Genomic DNA, 17,119 nt, shown 5'->3' with positions numbered 1-17,119 from the left:
ACTTTACAGCGAAGGGGTTTTTACCACACAACACAAACAAGCAAGGAGCGCATCATGGCATCCATCAGGCTCCCCACGCAGGGAAACGCCAGCAGAAGCGAGCTCTTCGCGCAGTTCGATGAGGATTTCGCCTTCACGCTGGCCTGTAACGACAAGGACAGGCGCCGTGTCTACCGCTTGAGGTATCAAGTCTATTGCCAGGAAATCGGCTATAACCCTCCCAACGAGGAAGCTGCTGCCCTGGAGCTGGATGCCTATGACGAGAATGCCCTGCACTGCTTACTGGAGCATCGCAAGTCCGGCATCGCGGCAGGCTGCTTCCGGCTGGTGCTGCCCGCCCCCGAACGCACACGCCCGGAGATAAGACTCCCCCTGCAGGAATACGGCGGCAGGAGCCTGACCCACAAGTCGCTACATCCCAACCACCTTCCCATCGACAAGATCTGCGAAATATCGCGCTTCGCCACGGCACGTGAATTTCGTAACCACCCGATCAATCACGAAACACTCGACGAAGACAATCTCGTGTATGAGTTCTCGCCCGCGGAGAGACGTGTCTTCCCGTTGCTGACGATCGCGCTGTTTCTGGCGACTCATGCGTTGGTCGACCTGGTCGATCGCCGGCATATCTTCGCCATGATGACGTCTCGCCTGCCACGGTTACTGGCCATGTCGGGTTTTCGCTTCCGGCGTATCGGCGATACGATCGAGCTACATGGCCAGCGCAACGCCTTCTATATCGACAACTTCGTCGCCCAGCAGGACATGCACCGCGAGCTGGTCGACCCCTACCGGCGGATCCGGCAGCAGCTCGCCGGCCAGTTGCCCCGGGTACTCGCCGATAGAGACCTGCTCAACCTGGTGGAGCAGTCGTGACAGATCAGGGCCCGGGTACAGTCGTCCCGGCCAGGTGAGCACCATGAACGCCAGCACGTTGCGATGCTCGCCGCGGGCCAGATCGGTCTCGCCTTTCGGCGAAGGTACGATGCCCGTGGCAGGGTCGATGGCCTCGACCAGGCGCTGGCGTATCCGCGCCACGACAGGATGGTTCTCTTGCCCCGTCAGCAGGAAGCTGAGGGCCACCTCGGCCTGGATGTCCTCGGTGGCCTGATCGAGGATGCGTTCGATCTCGGCGGCAAAGGCATCCAGTATCCAGGCATGACGCCCGGCCGGGACCCAGCCTTGGTAGTAACGACTGTCGGCGATCACGATATGGGTCATGCCGTACAGTCGGTTGCGGTAGTCGGCCTGGTCCAGAGCCGCCACGGCATGCGGGGGAAAGGCGACATGAAACGCCTCGCGCATCTCCTGGCGCAGGTCGACGACAGCCAACTGGTGCAGGAACCAGGCCTGATTCGCCACCTGGGCGGTATACAGGCGCATGACCTCGGGGTCGGTGAGGAAACGCTGCCATGCCAGGCTCGCCAGGTAGTCAAGCGCCCGCTCATGGTCGGGCATCGTTTCCAGCAGGCCGTAGTAATCCGCCTGGATCAGGCGAAACAGAAGTTGACGACCGAACGCGATCTCGCCCCACTCCGCCAGCATCACCTGCCTGGCGCGCTGCTTGGCCGTGCGACGTGGATAGTTCGCCACGATCTCCCGGGCGCGAGCCGACGCATAGCCGGGCTCTTCGAGGCCGCTGATGTCACGTTCGAGCTGAGTCAGTAGCAAACGGCCATGCGCCTCGATGGGGCCGAGATAGCGCGCGTCACCGCTGATACGATAGAGCCGCTGGGCATAGTGGCGCTGCTTGTCGTGGGGCAGCTCGGGCAAGGCAGCCTCGTAGACGGCCTGAATCGCCTGACCGATGGCCCGGTGATCGCCGGGTGGCGGCGAAACCTGGAGAGCGCAGCCGGCCAGCCATGCGAGCAACAGCAGAATGAACCACCGCCCGACCGACAGGCGGTGCAAGGCGCCTTCAGCCATCTTTTCTGCTCCGCTTTCGGGGCGAAATCATGCGGACCCTCACCTTGGGGCGTACCGCCCTCCTTCCGGCCGTGTTGTCGGCGACCGCGTCGACCCGGGAGCTGTCGTCAGTCGAGGGTGGCTCCACCGGCGGCGGAATGACGACCCAGGCGAACACCGGCAGCGCGAGTCCCCAGTGGATGGCCGCCAGGCGCAGGCCCAGCGTCACCGCGAGCGCCAGGCCAATGGCGATCCCGGCCGGTACGTTCAACGCTCCCAACCCCACGTAGGCGATACCACCGGCGATGGAGGCCGTGGCATAGACCTCCTGGCGCAGCACCATCGGCACCCGGCGTGCCAGCACGTCACGCACCATGCCGCCGGCCACACCGGTCAGAAGCCCCATCAGCACCGCCACCACGCCGGGTGCCTCCAGTTGCAGCGCCTTGTGAGCGCCGATCACGGTGAACAGCGCCAGGCCGAAAGCATCGGCCACCGGCAGGAAGACGCGGGAGAGACGGTGAATGTAATGGAAACCGACGATCGACAGACCCACGGTGGCGAGTATCACCCACAGGTAGGTGGGGTCGGCAACCCAGAACACCGGGCGCACACCGAGCACCAAATCGCGCAGGGTGCCGCCGCCGATGCCCGTGACCGCCGCCAGCACCAGCATGCCGAACGGATCCATGCGCGAGCGGCAGGCCAAGATCACCCCCGAAAGGGCGAAGACGATCACGCCCGCCATGTCCAGCCAGTACACCAGCGCCGTCAAGTCACTCTCCTGGATCGTGCATTACCCGTGCCACCGCCGATAGCGCCGCACCTTCATTGATAAGTCACAACGAGGAAGCTCACCAGTTCCCCCTCGCCGCAGTTCTCGATGGTGTGTTCCAGGTCGGCGTGATAATGCGCCGAATCGCCCGGGTTCAGCTCGCAGCGGTTCTCTCCCGCCACGATCCGTGCCTGGCCCTGGGTCACGGTCAGCAGTTCCCGGGTCCCCTCGAAGTGGGCGGCGCTCTGTAGACAAGCTCCCGGCGCGAGTCGGATCTCGTAGAACTCAACGTTCTTCTCCATGTGCAACGGCGAGAGCGTACGGATACGGCAATCGTGATCGTCGCGAAACAGCTGGCTGGCATCGTTGCCGCGCACCACTTCGATGCGCGAGGCCGTCCAGGGCTGGTCCACCAGGTCGCCGATGTTCATGTCGAAGGCCTGGGCGATACGCAGCGTCACCGCCAGAGTGGGATTGGCCTTGCCGCGCTCGATCTGGCTGAGCATCGAGCGGCTGACCCCCGAGGCCGCTGCCAGCTGCTCCAGGGTGAGCCCGCGCCGCTTGCGCAGTTCGATCACGCGAGTGGAGAGGCTGCCGGGTTCGGCCTGCGATTCGGTCATCATCGTATCGTCCACCTACACTTCTCCTCTACCCGGACACGCCCAACTGACGGATTGGTGCGAGATCCGCCGAGTTTCCAGCATAAGGGAATACTCTCTTGCATGATGGAAAAAATCTGCAATACTGGAATTCGTTCCCCTATAGTAAACATTCCGTTGTGAATTGCCACAATCCGCTCGCAGCCCACCCACGACCGACGCCCAATGACAAACAAAAGGAAGAGAGCGACATGAAAGCACTGATCAAGAAGGAGGCGGCACCCGGCCTGTGGCTGGATGAGGTCCCGGACCCAGAGGTCGGCATCAATGACGTGCTGATCAAGGTGAAGCGCACCGCCATCTGCGGCACCGACGTACACATCTACAAATGGGACAGCTGGGCCCAGAAGACCATCCCCGTACCCATGGTGGTGGGCCACGAGTTCGTGGGCGAGATTGTCGAGGTCGGCTCCAACGTCAACGACTTCCATCCCGGTCAGATCGTCTCCGGCGAGGGTCACGTGGTGTGCGGTCGCTGCCGCAACTGCCTGGCCGGGCGCCGCCACCTGTGCGCCCACACCAGCGGCGTGGGGGTCAATCGCCCGGGTGCCTTCGCCGAGTACCTCGCCCTGCCCATGTCCAACGTCTGGGAACACAAGCCGGGCATCGACCTCGACGTGGCGGCGCTGTTCGACCCCCTGGGCAATGCCGTGCACACCGCGCTGCAGTTCGACCTGCTCGGCGAGGACGTGCTGATCACCGGCGCCGGACCCATCGGTGCCATGGCCGCCGCGGTGTGCCGTCACGCCGGGGCGAGACACGTGGTGATCACCGACCTCAACCCGGGCCGCCTGGAACTGGCCAAGCGCCTGGGCGCCACCCGCACGGTGAACGTGGAACGCGAAAAACTCGCCGACGTGCAGCGCGAACTGGGCCTCACCGAGGGCTTCGACGTAGGCCTCGAGATGTCCGGCAGCCCGGCCGCCTTCCGCGACATGCTGGCCAACATGTGCCACGGCGGCAAGGTGTCGATGCTCGGTATTCCCACCGAGGAGATCGCCATCGACTGGAACACGGTGATCTTCAACATGCTGACGCTGAAGGGTATCTACGGCCGCGAGATGTATGAGACCTGGTACAAGATGTCGGTAATGATCGAGTCCGGACTCGACATCTCGCCGGTGATCACCCATCGCCTGCCCTACACCGAGTTCCAGCGCGGCTTCGATGCCATGCTGAGCGGTGAAGCGAGCAAGGTGGTTCTCAACTGGGAGACATGACCATGTACGGAGCCTTTCGACAGCACCTGCGCGGCGAGCTCGACGCCATTCGTCGGGCGGGGCTGTACAAGCACGAACGCCAGCTGACCACGCCCCAGGGCGCCCATGTCGGGATCGATGCCGGCCGGGAGGTGCTCAACCTGTGCGCCAACAACTACCTCGGCCTGGCCCAGCACCCCGAGGTCAACGCCGCGGCGAAGGCGGGCCTCGAGGAGTGGGGCTATGGGCTTGCCTCGGTGCGCTTCATCTGCGGCACCCAGAGCCTGCACAAGCAGCTCGAACAGCGCTTGACCGACTTTCTCGGCACCGAGGACACCATCCTCTACCCCTCCTGCTTCGATGCCAATGGCGGGCTGTTCGAGACCCTGCTCGGCGCCGAGGACGCGGTAATCTCCGACGAACTCAACCACGCCAGCATCATCGACGGCGTGCGACTGTCCAAGGCCAAGCGCTACCGCTACCGCAACAATGACATGGCCGATCTGGAGGAGCAGCTCAAGGCCGCCGAACGCGACGGCGCGCGCTTCAAGCTGATCACTACCGACGGCGTGTTCTCCATGGATGGCTACATCGCCCGGCTCGACGAAATCTGCGACCTCGCCGAGCGCTACGGGGCACTCGTACACTTCGACGACTGCCACGCCACCGGCTTTCTCGGCGAAGGCGGGCGCGGCACCCACGAGTACCGTGGCTGCATGGATCGCATCGACATCACCACCGGCACCCTGGGCAAGGCGCTGGGCGGCGCCAGCGGCGGTTACACCAGCGGCAAGCGCGAGGTGGTCGAGTTGCTGCGCCAGCGCTCGCGCCCCTACCTGTTCTCCAATACCGTGGCGCCGCCTGTGGTCGCCGGCGCGCTGAAGGCCCTCGAACTCGCCGTCGAGTCCCGCGAACTGCGCGATCGCCTGCGGGTGAACACTGCCTTCTTACGCGAAGGCCTGGAGCGACTGGGCTTCGAACTGCTGCCCGGCGAGCACCCCATCGTCCCGGTAATGCTGCACGACGCAGGACTCGCCGCTCGCTTCGCCGAAGAGATGCTCAAGGAGGGTGTCTACGTGATCGCCTTCTCCTATCCGGTCGTGCCCCAGGGCCGCGCGCGCATTCGCACCCAGATGTCCGCCGCCCTGACCCGCGATGACCTGGAGTTCGCCCTTGCCGCTTTCGGCCGGGTGAAAGAGCGCTTGGGGCTGTAGCGGCCCCCGCTCGCCCCTACGGGGAACACGTCACTACCCCGAGAGGGGCGTAGCAAGGCGACACGCCGTGACATGCCGCCCCATGACGAGCGTCAGGTCAGAGTCAGCCTCATTCGGCTTCGTGGCCGTGCTGGGCCAGCCAGTCCTGAAGGAAGGCGATCTCCTCCTCCTGGGTCTCGATGATCTCGCGCGCCAGGTCGCGGATGGCCTCATCCTCGCCATGCGCCAGTACCACGTTGGCCATGTCGATGGCGCCCTGATGATGAGCGATCATGCCTTGGGCAAAGTCAGCGTCGGCGTTACCGCTGAATTCGGTCTGCATGTCGGCGTGCATGCGTTCGGCGATCTCGCGGTAGGCCTGCACCGCCAAGTTGTCGGCGTGCTCGTCCTCCTCGGGCTCCGCGACATGCTCGGCATGCTCCTCTGGGTCCTCCTCAGCGCCCATCATCTCCTCCTGGGCTTCGCTTCCACTGGCTTCGCCCTCGGTGCCGTTCGCCTCCCCATCATCCTGCTGTGCTTCAGCCCTTTCGGACTCAACCTGCTCGATCCGTTCCTGCGCCTGGGTCTCCTCTTCCGCTGCCAAGACGGGGGCGGCCAGCAGGGCGCCGCCGGCCAGAACGACGGCGAGTTTCGAGAGGGGGCGTATTAGCAGGGTGTGCGACATGGTGCTCTCCTTTACCATGGGGTCGTACGACTACGATAGAACCAAGTACCACGCAGGTCATCGTACCGGCGCGGGACATAACTCATCATGAGACTACCATGGACTGGAACCCCGCCCTGATCTGGCTGGCCATCGCCCTGCTGTTGGGCCTGGCCGAACTCTCCTCCGGCGCCCTGGTGCTGCTGGCGCTGGGCATTGCCGCCGCGCTCACCTCGGCCCTGGCGGCGCTGGGGCTCACCCTGCCCTGGCAGTTGCTCGCCATGGGCGTGTTCTCCGGCATTCTGCTGCCGCTTGCGATCAAGGTGATCCGCCCCTGGTTCTCGCCCAGCGGGGTCGCCTACGGCACCACGGGCACCGGCGTGGAACAGGGGCACAGCTATACCACCCTGAAGCGCGACTTCGATGGCGCAACCGGCATCAAGATCAACGGCGATTTCTATCGCCTGCGAGTGGCCGAAACCGGCGAGACCGAGCTGCCCGAAGGTACGCTCGTGGTCTTCCAGGCGTTCGACGGCACCACCGCCATCGTCAGCCACACCCAACCGCTCTGACGAACAAGACAATACCTGGCGCTGCAGGACGGCGTCTCCATACCTACGCAACTGCATGAGGGAACATGAACATGGATCTACCCATCAATCCGGGGCTGCTGCTGGCCCTGATCGTCGTCGTCATCGGCATCCTGATCATCGCCAAGGGGCTGGTGATCGTACGCCAGTCGGAAGTCATGGTGATCGAGCGTCTGGGTTCGTTCAATCGGCTGCTGGAGAGCGGCATCAACATCATCATCCCCTTCATCGAGCAACCCCGCGCCATCACCATGATCCGCTACCAGAAGCGCGGCGAGGAGTATTTTCCGGTAACGACCAGCGAGGCGCGCATCGACCGCCGCGAGACGGTGATGGACTTTCCCGGCCAGCCGGTGGTGACCACCGATAACGTCACGGTCACCATCAACGGGGCGCTCTATTACCAGATCATCGACCCGCGCCGTGCCGTCTACGAGATCGAGAACATGAGCCAGGCAGTGGAAGTGCTGGCCAAGACCACGCTGCGCTCGGTAGTGGGCAAGATGGAGCTCGACAAGCTGTTCGAGTCACGCGCCGAGGTCAACAACGAGATCCAGGCCGCCATGGAGGAGCCGGCCTCCAAGTGGGGCGTGAAAATCTCGCGCGTTGAGGTGCAGGACATCGCCATGCCCGAGGAAGTGGAGACCGCCATGCGCCTGCAGATGGCCGCCGAGCGCAAGCGCCGCGCCACCGTGACCGAGGCGGAGGGCGAGAAGGCCGCCGCCATCGCCAAGGCCCAGGGGCAGCGCGAATCGGCCATCCTCAATGCCCAGGGCGACAAGGAGTCCGCCATCCTGCGTGCTCAGGGCGAGCAGGAATCGATCAAGCTGGTGCTCAATGCCATCGGCGACAGCGAGGAGAACAAGCGCACCGTGGTCGGCTACCTGCTCGGCCAGAGTTACATCAAGGTCCTGCCGAACATGGCCCAGGACGGCGAGCGCGTGTTCGTGCCCTACGAATCCTCCGCCCTGCTCGGTTCCATGGGCATGTTCCGCGAGATGGCCGGTTCGCCGGAGGACACCGTGGCGCAGCACCTGCACGGCAGCAACAGGCAAGGCGGCCTGCGCGGCGGTATCGTCGGCGGGGCTGGCGCCAACGGCTAGGCTTTCGCGCCGAACCGCGCCAGCTGCATCTCGTGCAGCCGGCTGAGGGTGCGGCGAAAGGCGAATTCCAGGTAGCCATGGGCATACAGCTCGTCCATGGCGACCTCGGCCTCCAGGTAGAGCGGCACACGGCGGTCGTAGCATTCGTCGACCAGGGCGATGAAGCGGCGCACCCCGTCATCGCGCCGAGACAGCGGTGGGAGCTCACGCTCTCCGGCCTCGACACGCTCGCTGCCGTCCTCGGTGCCGCGGGCGATCCCTCGGGCGGCGATCGCATCGCTCAGCCTCGGCACCTCGCTCAGCAGGATATGATCGAAGCCGTCGACCAGGGCGATGAAATCGAGCGCGGCCAGCGGCTGCTCGCACAGCTCGGCATAGCGGCACCACACCACCCGTTCACTGCGCCGTTCCACCGCAACCTGGCGATGTCCCAACTCGATGGGCTCGCTGCCTGCCACCTCGCCTCCACTCAGCCGTTCGAATATCGCTCCCAGCGCGCACGGCCGGCCGGGCTCGGTCACCCAGTAGCGCTGACACGCCAGGCCGGGATGCAGGCGGTGGTCGAAGCCGCCGTCGAGTTCCACCACTTCCATGCAGCGCTCGATGGCCTCGATGGCGGGCAGGAAGCGCTCACGGTTGAAACCTTCGGCATACAGCTGGTACGGCGCCTGGTTGGAGGTGCACACCAGCACCACGCCTTGATCGAACAGCGCCTGCAGCAGGCGGCCGAGCAGCATGGCGTCGGCGATGTCGCTGACGAACAGCTCGTCGAGGCACAGCACGCGGACGTCTCCTGCCAGCTCTCGTGCCAGTGCCGCGAGCGGGTCGGGGGTACCGCTCAGTTGGAACTGGCGCTGATGCACCCAACGCATGAAGTGATGGAAGTGCAGGCGCCGGGAGGGCACCTGGAGGTGACGATGAAAGCCATCCATCAACCAGGTCTTGCCGCGCCCCACCGGGCCCCACAGGTAGACGCCGTGAATGGCGCAACAGCGGGCCGATGCGGGTTGGTCGTGCAGTGCATGGAAACAGCCATCGAGCCGCTTTGCCGCCGTACGTTGGGCCTCGTCGGGGGCGAAACCGTGGCGCTCCACGGCATCGCGATAAAGGTCCAACGGCGAGGCTACCGTCATGCCTCGAGCCGACGCCGCATGATGGTGACGTCTTCGCCGCGGTAACTCAGCTCCTCGTGATCCTGCCAACCGAGCCGACGATAGAGCGCCTGCTGGTCGGGCGTGAACAGGTAGAAATGATCGACGCCACAGGCGACGGCCTCCTCCTCGACCCGCCGGATCAGCGTCGAGGCGATGCCCTGCCCGCGCCACTCCGGCAGCACGAACACAGAGGCCAGCCAGGGTGTAAGCTCGCGTCGGCTGTCCATGTCCTCGGCGAGTAGCGCCGCCGTTCCCACCGGTTTGTTGCCATGCATCGCCACGAAGACCGACGGCACGCCACCGTCACCGCACTCGCGGCGAAAGGCGTCGCGGTACGATTCGGCGGTGCTGTTCGGGTGCAAGTGGCCCCATTCGGCGTAGGTCCAGCTCGCCACGGTAGCGACATGGTCCGAGTCGGGGCTCAATCGAACGATATTGATCGGATCCTGCATGGCCATGCTCTCTCCTTGATGCATTCGGATATGGCTGCCGCTTCGCTTTGGCAGATCTCACAGGGATTCTATCCTGAGATGACACGGACCGCAGAACGCCAGGCGCTTACCGAGGCGCAGGCAAGGAGAGCGATATGGCAGTGCCTTTGAAGAAACTCGAAGAGCAGATTCTCGTGATTACCGGGGCCACCAGCGGCATTGGCCTGGCGACCGCACGCCAGGCCGCCGACCGCGGTGCCCGCCTGGTCGTCGCCGCTCGCGACGAGCGCGCTCTGCAGGCGCTGGTAGAGGAATTGCACCAGCGCGGCGCCAATGTGACCTATGCGGTGGCCGACGTCGGCGACCCCGACCAGGTCCATGATATCGCCGAGACCGCCATCCATCGCTTCGGCGGTTTCGACACATGGATCAACAACGCCGGGGTTTCGCTGTTCGGCTACATGACCGACCAGCCCCTCGAGGATCAACGGCGCCTGTTCGACACCAACTTCTGGGGTGTCGTCCACGGCTCGCTGGAGGCGGCCCGCCACCTTGGCATGCGCGCCGAACGGCACGGCGGCGCGATCATCAACCTCGGCTCGGTGGTATCCGATCGTGCCATCCCGCTGCAGGGCATGTACTCGGCCTCGAAGCATGCGGTCAAGGGCTTCACCGATGCGCTACGCATGGAACTCGATGAGCTGGGGGTACCGGTATCGGTCACGCTGGTCAAGCCAGGCAGCATCGCCACTCCTTTCCCGCACCACGCGGGCAACCGCATGGAGGTCGAACCGACCCTGCCACCGCCCCTCTACGAGCCGAGCGTGGTGGCCGACGCCATCCTGCACTGCGCCGAGCATCCGCGGCGCGACATCCGCATCGGCGGCGCCAGCCAGGGCATCGCCATGCTCGGCCAACTGGCGCCGAGGCTGGCCGACCGCATCATGCGTCGCAGCATGATCCCCAGGCAGCGATCGGACCAGCCGCCGCAGCACATCGGCGGGCTGCACCGGCCGGCGCCGGGTGTCTGGCAGCGGGCCGAGTTCGATCATCCCGTTGCCGACAGGAGCCTCTATACCCAGGCGACGATGCATCCGGCACTGACCGCCACGGCCATTGCCGGGGCCGTGCTCGGCATCGCGGCACTCACCGGCACGGCGCGGCGAAAGCGCTACTGAGCCACCGGCGCGCCGCCTCTTGTAACGCCAGGCTATCCCAGTTGGAAGGGATAGACCGAGCCGATCTCGAGGAGGCGCGTCAGCTCGTCCAGTGCGGTGAGGGTCTCGTCGGCCAGTTGCGGGTCGGCGAGGTCGTCGGGTGCCAGGCGGTCGCGGTAGTGGCGCTCGACCCAGGCGGCGAGTTCGCCGTGCAGGGCGTCGGTGAGCAGCACACGGCCGGTCAGCGCGGCACGCTCCTTGGCGGAGAGCACCACCCGCAGGCGCAGGCAGGCGGGGCCGCCGCCGTTGCGCATGCTCTGCTTGACGTCCTTGACGATCACCTCATTGATGGGGTTGTGGCCGGCCAGCAGCAGGTCCTGGATGGTGCGCCATACCGCCTCGCGCTCCTGGCATTCGCCGGGAACCACCAGGGTCATGCTACCGTCGGGATTGCTCAGCAGCTGCGAGTTGAAGAGATACGACGCCACGGCGTCGTCGAGGCTCACCGCCTCGCTGGGTACGCGCACCGGGACCAGCGGCGTGGCCATCTTGGCGCGCAGTTCATCCAGCGTCGCCTGCTCGTCGAGAAAGGCCATCTCGTGGTAGAGCAGCACCGGCCCGTTGCCCACCGCGATCACGTCGTTGTGGAACACGCCGGCATCGATGGCCTCGGGGTGCTGCTGGGCGAACACCGTCTGCGCCGCGGCGAGACCGTGCTGGCGCGCCACCGCCTGGCTCGCCTCCAGGGTCTGACGCGCGGGAAATCGCTTGGGTTCATGGGCGGGATCACCGCCGAAGGCCTGGCGACCGTAGACGAACAGGTGCACGCCGGTATCGCCATGTTCGCCGCACAGTCGGGTGTGGTTGGCCGCCCCCTCGTCGGAGAAGGCCGGCGTCGCCGGCAGCACCGAGTGGTGGGCGAAGTGCGCCTCGTTGCGGAAAATCGACCCCAGTACCCGGCCGGTCGTTTCCGGCTCCAGGTAGCGATGAAAACTCGACTGCAGGTTGGCCGGGGTGAAGTGCACGCGGCCATCCGGCGCGTCGCGGCTCGGTGTCACCGTGCCGGCATTGGCCGTCCACATGCTCGAGGCCGAACACACCGCGCGCAGCACCTGGGGCGCCTCGCTGGCGGCCCGTGCCAGCACCTCGCGGTTGCTGCCGGTGAAGCCTAGCGAGCGCAACGCACCGAGGTCCGGTCGTTGCTGCGGCGGCAGCACGCCCTGGGCGTAGCCGGCGTCCAGCAGCGCCTTCATCTTGGCCAGGCCCTGCAGCGCCGCCTCGCGGGGGTTGGAGACCAGCCCGCCGTGGCTCATCGAGGCCACGTTACCGTGGGCCAGGCCCGAGTAGTTGTGGGTCGGGCCCACCAGGCCGTCGAAGTTGACTTCCCGGTAGTCGGCGTTCGTCGTCTGGCTCATAACACCACTCCGGGCGGCAGATTGTCGGGCAGGCTCAGGGTCTCGGCCTCCATCGAAGCCACCGGGTAGGCGCAGTAGTCCGCTGCGTAATAAGCGCTGGGGCGATGGTTGCCGCTGATGCCCACGCCACCGAAGGGCGCGTCGCCCGAAGCGCCGGTGGTCTGGCGGTTCCAGTTGACGATGCCGGCGCGAATGCGCAGCAGGAAGTCGTCCCAGTCGCCCCGCTCGCCGCCGATCAGTCCCGCGGCAAGGCCGTAGCGGGTGTCGTTGGCCAGTTCGAGGGCGTGGTCCCAGTCGCGATAGCGATAGACCTTGAGCAGCGGGCCGAAGTGCTCCTCATCGGGCACCGGCAGGCCGGTGACGTCGATCAGCGCCGGCGAGAGCAGGCTGGTGCCCTCCGCGAGGCACTCCATGCGCGCCAGCACCACGCCGCCCAGCGCCTCCAGGTCGTCCTGGGCCTCGAGCAGACCCTGGGCCGCCTCGGGACTGACCAGGCCGCCGTAGAACGGGGCCGGCTCCGCGAACTGCCCCGCCACCCTCAGGCGGGCGATGGCATCGACCAGCGCGTCGAGCAGGTGATCGCCGACCTGGCCCTCGGGCACGATCAGCCGACGGGCGCAGGTGCAGCGCTGGCCGCCGGAGAGGAAAGCCGACTGCAGGATAGCGAGCACCGCGGCGTCCTGGTCATGCACGTCCTTGACCACCAGCGGGTTGTTGCCGCCCAACTCCAGGGCGAGGATCTTCTCCATCTGATCGGCGAACTGACGGTTGAGCAGGCCGCCGACCCGGGCGCTGCCGGTGAACAGCAGGCCGTCGATGCCCGGGTGCGACGACAGTGCCTGGCCCACCGGAGCGGCGCCCTGCACCAGGTTGATCACGCCGGTCGGCAGGCCCGCCTGCTGCCAGCACTGCAGGGTGAGATCGGCCGTCAACGGGGTCTGCTCGCTGGGCTTGAACACCACCGTGTTGCCGGCCAGCAGAGCCGGCACCATGTGACCGTTGGGCAGGTGGCCAGGGAAATTGTAGGGGCCGAACACCGCCATCACGCCGTGTGGACGATGCCGTAGCACCGCCGTGGTGTCGCCGACCTCGCGGCTACGCTCGCCGGTCCGCTCCTGGTAGGCGCGCACCGAGATCGCCACCTTGCCGATCATGGCGCCCACCTCGGTCCGCGCTTCCCACAGCGGCTTGCCGGTTTCCGCGGCAATGGCGCGGGCCAGGTCCTCGCGATGGGTTTCCAGTTGCTCGCGGAATCGCTCCACCACGCTCAGGCGTTCGGCGAAAGCGAGCCGGGCCCAGCCCGGGAAGGCGCCGCGGGCGGCCTCGACCGCTGCCGCCACCTGGCCGTCGCTGGCCGCCGCTCCCTGCCACAGGGTCTCGCCGGAGACCGGGTCGCACTTGGTGAATGTCGTTGCCTCGCCCGGCTGCCAGCGGCCGCCGATCATCAGCTGTTGCATCGCTTTCATGAAGTCTCCTCGGTATCCAGTACGCGCAGGGAGTCGCCGGCCGTCACGCCCAGCCGCTGGGCTTCCGCCTCGTTCAGGGTGAGGGTGCCCTCCTCGTCGGGGCCATGGGCCACCCAGGCGGCGCGGAAGTCGGCCATCGTCGTGCTGGCCGCCAGCCAGCGCGGGCGTGCGGGAGGCGGCTCATCGCTGGCACGGATCTCCACCCGGCAGCGGCGTGACTTGCGTACCGCGCGTACGTCGTCGATATAGGCTTCCACCGTCGGCCCGCCGTCGAAGATGTCGATGAAGCCTTCCCAGCGCAGCCCCTCCTTCTTGAGCATGGCCAGCGCCGGGCGGGTGTGATGGTGCACCTGGCCGATACAGGCCCGCGCTTCATCGGAGAGAAACGGCGTGTAGATCGGGAACTTGGGCATCAGCTCGCCGATGAAGCTCTTCTGCCCAAGCCCGGTGAGGCGGTCGGCCTCGTCGAAGTCCATGGGGAAGAAGTGGCTGCCTAGGCATTCCCAGAACGGGCTCTTGCCATGCTCGTCGAACACCCCGCGCATTTCGGCCAGCACCTTGTCGGGAAACTGGTCGCGGAACTCGGCCATGAACAGCCAGCGCATCATCGACAGCAGCGCGCCGTTGCGCTGATGCTGGCGCTCCTTGCCGCGAAAGCCCGGGCGCAGGAACAGCGAGGCCACCTCGGCGTCGCCGGTGTGGTCGGAACTGAGGAACAGGGTATCGATGGTGCGGTGCAGGTCGAGCTGCACCGACGAGTGGGCCAGCGTGCCCAGGCGATAGTGGTAGAACGGCACCTCGCGACCCACCTGGCCCTCGATGGCGCAACACCCGGCCAGCTCGCCGCTCGCGTCGTCCTCGAGCACGAAGAAGTAGTTGCGCCGGTCGGCCGGCGTGCGCTGTTCGAAGGCGGCCACGGCGGCGGTGATCTTGTCGCTCAGGAATTCACGGTTGTCAGGCAGCGAGGTGAAGCCGACCCCGGTTTCGCGAGCGATCTTCTGCAGTTCGTCCAGGTCGCCCTCGGCGATCGGTCGGATACGCATCACAGCTCCCCCTCGTCGAAGCCCAGTTCGTCCTCGCCGGCGGTCGGCAGCGCCAGCGGCGCGGCCAGCACCGCCCGCCCCTCCTCTACCCCGAGCAGCTCGGCATGCTCCGGCGAGAGCATCAGCTGCCCGGTGGGCGAGAGCGCGTAGCGCGCCACCACGCAGCGGAAGTCGGCAAGGCGCTGGTTGGCGATCATCGCCGGCTCGGCGTCCGGCAGGGCATGGGCCGGGCGCACCCGCACAGGATGCCAGGCGGCACGACGGAAGGTGTGCAGGCGGTCGCGCTCGCCCTTGATCACCGGGCCGGCGTCGAACAGGTCGACGTGGCGCGAGCGCATGAAGCCCTCGGCCAGCATCTCGGCCATGGCCGCCTCGTGGGCGGGATGCTCGCGACCGATGGCGGCACGCGCCTGGGGCGTGAGCAGTGCCAGGTAGAGTGGGAACTGCGGCATCACCTCGGCGATGAAGCTCTTCGAGCGCACCCCGGCGAGGTAGTTGATGTCGTGATAGTCGCGCACGAAGAAGTGACGCCCCACGCTGTTCCAGAACGGCGATTCGCCCTGCTCGTCGAGGTAGCCCGGGAAGGCCATCGCCAGCACCTCGGCGAAACGCTCCGGGTACTGGGCGATGAACATCAGCCGCGCGCGACGCAGCAGGCTCTCGGCACTGGTGCCGCGGTAGCGCGGGTCCAGTGACAGTGCGCACAGCTGGGTGGTCTCCGAGACCTCGTGGGAAAGCGACAGGGTCTGCACTTCGCGGCGCACGTTGAGCTGCTGCGAGGCGTGGATCAGCGTTTCCTGGCGGTAGGTGTAATAGGCCTCGCGCGCGCCGGCCTCGGCGCGCAGCGTGGCGGTACCCACCACCTCATCGCGCTCGAGATCCTCGAGCACGAAGGTGTAGTGCTCGTCGCCGGGAAAATCCACCTCGCGACCGAACGACTGCCGCGAGCGGGCGATACGCTCCTCGAGGCGGTCACGATGCGCCGGCAGGTTGGTCAGGCTCGGCGTGGCCAAGCCCGCCAACCGCTCGAGCGCCGGCAGGTCGGCCTGCCTGACGGGGCGTACGACCATCATGGCGGGATCTCCAGGTCGATTGGCGGTGTCCTGCATGGCTCGGCCTGCCTTCACTTGGCCGCCACCAGCCGCGCCACGGCGCGCTCGAGCCGCGCCATGCCCTCGGCGATATCGGCCTCGGGTATCACCAGCGAGGGCGCCATGCGCAGCACGTTGGGTCCGGCAATCAGCGCCATCAGGCCCTCCTCGATGGCCAGCGGCAGGATGTCCTTGGCGCGGCCTTCGTACTCGGGTGTCATCTCGGCGCCGATCAGCAGCCCCATGCCGCGGATCTCCTTGAACACACCGTGCTTGCGATTGATCGTCTCGAGGTGCTCGCGGAACAGGTCGTGGCGCTGCTTGACGCCGCCCAGCACTGCCGGCGTGTCGATGTGCTCCACTGCCGCCAGGGCCACGGCCGAAGCCAGGGCGTTGCCACCGTAGGTGGAACCGTGGGTGCCGATGGCCATGGCCGGGGCGACGCGGTCGGTGGTGAGCATGGCGCCGACGGGGAAACCACCGCCCAGCGCCTTGGCGCTGGTGAGGATATCCGGCTCGATGCCGTACTCCATGTAGGCGAACAGCGAGCCGGTACGGCCGACACCGGTCTGCACCTCGTCGAAGATCAGCAGTGCATCGTGGGCATCGCACAGGTCGCGCAACCCCTGCAGGAATTCCTGTGAGGCCGGCACGATGCCGCCCTCGCCCTGCATCGGCTCGACCATCACCGCGCAGGTGTCGTCATCGATCAGGTTGCGCACGCTGTCGAGGTCGTTGTACTCGCCGTGCACGATGCCCCCCGGCACCGGGCCAAAGCCCTGGGAGTACTTGGGCTGACCGCCGACGCTGACGGTGAAGAAGGTACGACCGTGAAAGGATTGCCGGAACGAGACGATACGATGCTTGTGTTCGCCGAAGTTGTCGTGGGCCCAGCGCCGCGCCAGCTTCAGCGCCGCCTCGTTGGCCTCGCCACCGGAGGAACACAGATAAGCCTTGTCGGCGAAGGTACGCTCCACCAGCGACTTCGCCAGCTTCAGCGCCGGCTCGTTGGTGTAGACGTTGGAGAGATGCCAGAGCTTGCCCGCCTGCTCGGTGAGCGCCTCGACCAGCACCGGATGGCAGTGCCCGAGGGAGTTCACGGCGATGCCGCCGGCGAAATCGATGTACTCGCGCCCCTCCTGGTCCCACAGGCGGCTGCCCTCGCCGCGCACCGGAATGACCTTCTGAGGAGAGTAATTCGGCACCATGTACTGGTCGAAGTCGGCGCGGGTCGGGGTATGGCTCATCTCGTTCTCCATTCCTGCAGGGTGATA

At 66.4% G+C, this 17,119-nt stretch carries 16 protein-coding genes and 1 pseudogene; 6 read left to right on the top strand and 11 right to left on the bottom strand.

Annotation, left to right across the window (positions count from 1 at the left end; translation table 11 throughout):
* Nucleotides 1-54 precede the first annotated feature (54 nt).
* Nucleotides 55-750 (top strand): annotated as a pseudogene (locus ACRWQA_RS03210) (PEP-CTERM/exosortase system-associated acyltransferase); the annotation flags it as partial.
* On the opposite strand, the gene ACRWQA_RS03205 reads toward ACRWQA_RS03210, so the two are convergent.
* The 3 genes from ACRWQA_RS03205 to ACRWQA_RS03195 are packed head-to-tail and all read right to left on the bottom strand — an operon-like array spanning nucleotide 712 to nucleotide 3,315.
* Nucleotides 712-1,926: a DUF3541 domain-containing protein gene (locus tag ACRWQA_RS03205; RefSeq protein WP_434227068.1), complete on the bottom strand. Its 1,215-nt coding sequence runs from the start codon at nucleotides 1,924-1,926 to the stop codon at nucleotides 712-714. The pseudogene ACRWQA_RS03210 and the gene ACRWQA_RS03205 sit on opposite strands and share 39 nt — an antisense overlap.
* On the bottom strand, nucleotides 1,919-2,680 hold the full coding sequence (locus tag ACRWQA_RS03200) for a trimeric intracellular cation channel family protein (protein WP_434227066.1): 762 nt from the start codon (nucleotides 2,678-2,680) through the stop codon (nucleotides 1,919-1,921). The genes ACRWQA_RS03205 and ACRWQA_RS03200 overlap by 8 nt, the downstream gene beginning before the upstream one ends.
* Before the next feature lie 53 nt (nucleotides 2,681-2,733).
* Nucleotides 2,734-3,315 (bottom strand): helix-turn-helix domain-containing protein, encoded by a 582-nt coding sequence (locus ACRWQA_RS03195; RefSeq protein WP_263581217.1) that lies wholly within the window; start codon nucleotides 3,313-3,315, stop codon nucleotides 2,734-2,736.
* A 215-nt stretch (nucleotides 3,316-3,530) separates the two neighbouring features.
* Between ACRWQA_RS03195 and tdh the strand changes: the two genes are divergently transcribed.
* Both tdh and kbl read left to right on the top strand, forming a co-directional pair.
* Nucleotides 3,531-4,559: an L-threonine 3-dehydrogenase gene (gene tdh / locus ACRWQA_RS03190; RefSeq protein ID WP_263581218.1), complete on the top strand. Its 1,029-nt coding sequence runs from the start codon at nucleotides 3,531-3,533 to the stop codon at nucleotides 4,557-4,559.
* A gap of 2 nt (nucleotides 4,560-4,561) precedes the next feature.
* Nucleotides 4,562-5,752, top strand: a complete 1,191-nt coding sequence (gene kbl, locus ACRWQA_RS03185; RefSeq protein ID WP_434227063.1) for a glycine C-acetyltransferase — start codon at nucleotides 4,562-4,564, stop codon at nucleotides 5,750-5,752.
* 109 nt (nucleotides 5,753-5,861) lie between these two features.
* Here the strand turns inward: kbl and copM are convergent, their stop codons facing one another.
* A complete protein-coding gene (gene copM, locus ACRWQA_RS03180; protein ID WP_434227062.1) occupies nucleotides 5,862-6,416 on the bottom strand; it encodes a CopM family metallochaperone in 555 nt (184 codons plus the stop codon).
* Between the two features lie 98 nt (nucleotides 6,417-6,514).
* On the opposite strand from copM, the gene ACRWQA_RS03175 reads away from it, so the two are divergent.
* Nucleotides 6,515-6,967, top strand: a complete 453-nt coding sequence (locus ACRWQA_RS03175) for an NfeD family protein (protein WP_263581221.1) — start codon at nucleotides 6,515-6,517, stop codon at nucleotides 6,965-6,967.
* Nucleotides 6,968-7,038: 71 nt separating this feature from the next.
* Nucleotides 7,039-8,088 carry an SPFH domain-containing protein gene (locus tag ACRWQA_RS03170; protein WP_263584016.1) on the top strand — a complete coding sequence of 350 codons (1,050 nt, stop codon included), beginning with the start codon at nucleotides 7,039-7,041 and terminating at the stop codon, nucleotides 8,086-8,088.
* On the opposite strand, the gene zapE is transcribed toward ACRWQA_RS03170, so the two are convergent.
* Together zapE and ACRWQA_RS03160 are read right to left on the bottom strand one after the other, a co-directional pair.
* Entirely contained in the window at nucleotides 8,085-9,221 is a 1,137-nt protein-coding gene (gene zapE, locus ACRWQA_RS03165; RefSeq protein WP_434227059.1) for a cell division protein ZapE, read from the bottom strand. The two genes, ACRWQA_RS03170 and zapE, sit on opposite strands and share 4 nt — an antisense overlap.
* Nucleotides 9,218-9,700, bottom strand: coding sequence for a GNAT family N-acetyltransferase (locus ACRWQA_RS03160; RefSeq protein WP_434227057.1), 483 nt, complete (start codon nucleotides 9,698-9,700; stop codon nucleotides 9,218-9,220). Before ACRWQA_RS03160 ends, zapE begins: the two co-directional genes overlap by 4 nt.
* A gap of 128 nt (nucleotides 9,701-9,828) precedes the next feature.
* On the opposite strand from ACRWQA_RS03160, the gene ACRWQA_RS03155 reads away from it, so the two are divergent.
* The gene (locus ACRWQA_RS03155; protein WP_434227054.1) at nucleotides 9,829-10,851 is read left to right on the top strand and encodes an SDR family oxidoreductase; all 1,023 of its coding nucleotides are present in this window, start codon (nucleotides 9,829-9,831) and stop codon (nucleotides 10,849-10,851) included.
* Between the two features lie 32 nt (nucleotides 10,852-10,883).
* Here ACRWQA_RS03155 and astB read toward each other — a convergent pair whose 3' ends face one another.
* The 5 genes from astB to ACRWQA_RS03130 are packed head-to-tail and all read right to left on the bottom strand — an operon-like array spanning nucleotide 10,884 to nucleotide 17,092.
* Nucleotides 10,884-12,245 carry an N-succinylarginine dihydrolase gene (gene astB, locus ACRWQA_RS03150; RefSeq protein ID WP_434227051.1) on the bottom strand — a complete coding sequence of 454 codons (1,362 nt, stop codon included), beginning with the start codon at nucleotides 12,243-12,245 and terminating at the stop codon, nucleotides 10,884-10,886.
* Complete coding sequence (gene astD, locus ACRWQA_RS03145; RefSeq protein WP_434227049.1) at nucleotides 12,242-13,711, bottom strand: succinylglutamate-semialdehyde dehydrogenase; 1,470 nt, start codon at nucleotides 13,709-13,711, stop codon at nucleotides 12,242-12,244. Before astD ends, astB begins: the two co-directional genes overlap by 4 nt.
* Nucleotides 13,708-14,754: an arginine N-succinyltransferase gene (gene astA / locus ACRWQA_RS03140; RefSeq protein WP_263581226.1), complete on the bottom strand. Its 1,047-nt coding sequence runs from the start codon at nucleotides 14,752-14,754 to the stop codon at nucleotides 13,708-13,710. Before astA ends, astD begins: the two co-directional genes overlap by 4 nt.
* Nucleotides 14,754-15,827 carry an arginine N-succinyltransferase gene (locus tag ACRWQA_RS03135; protein ID WP_263581227.1) on the bottom strand — a complete coding sequence of 358 codons (1,074 nt, stop codon included), beginning with the start codon at nucleotides 15,825-15,827 and terminating at the stop codon, nucleotides 14,754-14,756. Before ACRWQA_RS03135 ends, astA begins: the two co-directional genes overlap by 1 nt.
* Nucleotides 15,828-15,877: 50 nt before the next feature.
* Nucleotides 15,878-17,092, bottom strand: coding sequence for an aspartate aminotransferase family protein (locus ACRWQA_RS03130; RefSeq protein ID WP_263581228.1), 1,215 nt, complete (start codon nucleotides 17,090-17,092; stop codon nucleotides 15,878-15,880).
* Nucleotides 17,093-17,119: the final 27 nt, after the last annotated feature.

This window comes from Billgrantia sp. C5P2 (assembly GCF_051062895.2).
Note: the sequence above shows the minus strand (reverse complement) of the source record. Positions and strands in the feature narration are given on the sequence as shown.

Bases quoted from the DNA above. Each gene is read 5' to 3' on its own strand.
- astA (WP_263581226.1), bottom strand. From the start codon at position 14,754: ATGCGTATCCGACCGATCGCCGAGGGCGACCTGGACGAACTGCAGAAG.
- kbl (WP_434227063.1), top strand. From the start codon at position 4,562: ATGTACGGAGCCTTTCGACAGCACCTGCGCGGCGAGCTCGACGCCATT.
- astB (WP_434227051.1), bottom strand. From the start codon at position 12,245: ATGAGCCAGACGACGAACGCCGACTACCGGGAAGTCAACTTCGACGGC.
- ACRWQA_RS03175 (WP_263581221.1), top strand. From the start codon at position 6,515: ATGGACTGGAACCCCGCCCTGATCTGGCTGGCCATCGCCCTGCTGTTG.
- ACRWQA_RS03170 (WP_263584016.1), top strand. From the start codon at position 7,039: ATGGATCTACCCATCAATCCGGGGCTGCTGCTGGCCCTGATCGTCGTC.
- astD (WP_434227049.1), bottom strand. From the start codon at position 13,711: ATGAAAGCGATGCAACAGCTGATGATCGGCGGCCGCTGGCAGCCGGGC.
- ACRWQA_RS03155 (WP_434227054.1), top strand. From the start codon at position 9,829: ATGGCAGTGCCTTTGAAGAAACTCGAAGAGCAGATTCTCGTGATTACC.
- ACRWQA_RS03160 (WP_434227057.1), bottom strand. From the start codon at position 9,700: ATGGCCATGCAGGATCCGATCAATATCGTTCGATTGAGCCCCGACTCG.
- tdh (WP_263581218.1), top strand. From the start codon at position 3,531: ATGAAAGCACTGATCAAGAAGGAGGCGGCACCCGGCCTGTGGCTGGAT.
- zapE (WP_434227059.1), bottom strand. From the start codon at position 9,221: ATGACGGTAGCCTCGCCGTTGGACCTTTATCGCGATGCCGTGGAGCGC.
- ACRWQA_RS03130 (WP_263581228.1), bottom strand. From the start codon at position 17,092: ATGAGCCATACCCCGACCCGCGCCGACTTCGACCAGTACATGGTGCCG.
- copM (WP_434227062.1), bottom strand. From the start codon at position 6,416: ATGTCGCACACCCTGCTAATACGCCCCCTCTCGAAACTCGCCGTCGTT.
- ACRWQA_RS03205 (WP_434227068.1), bottom strand. From the start codon at position 1,926: ATGGCTGAAGGCGCCTTGCACCGCCTGTCGGTCGGGCGGTGGTTCATT.
- ACRWQA_RS03135 (WP_263581227.1), bottom strand. From the start codon at position 15,827: ATGATGGTCGTACGCCCCGTCAGGCAGGCCGACCTGCCGGCGCTCGAG.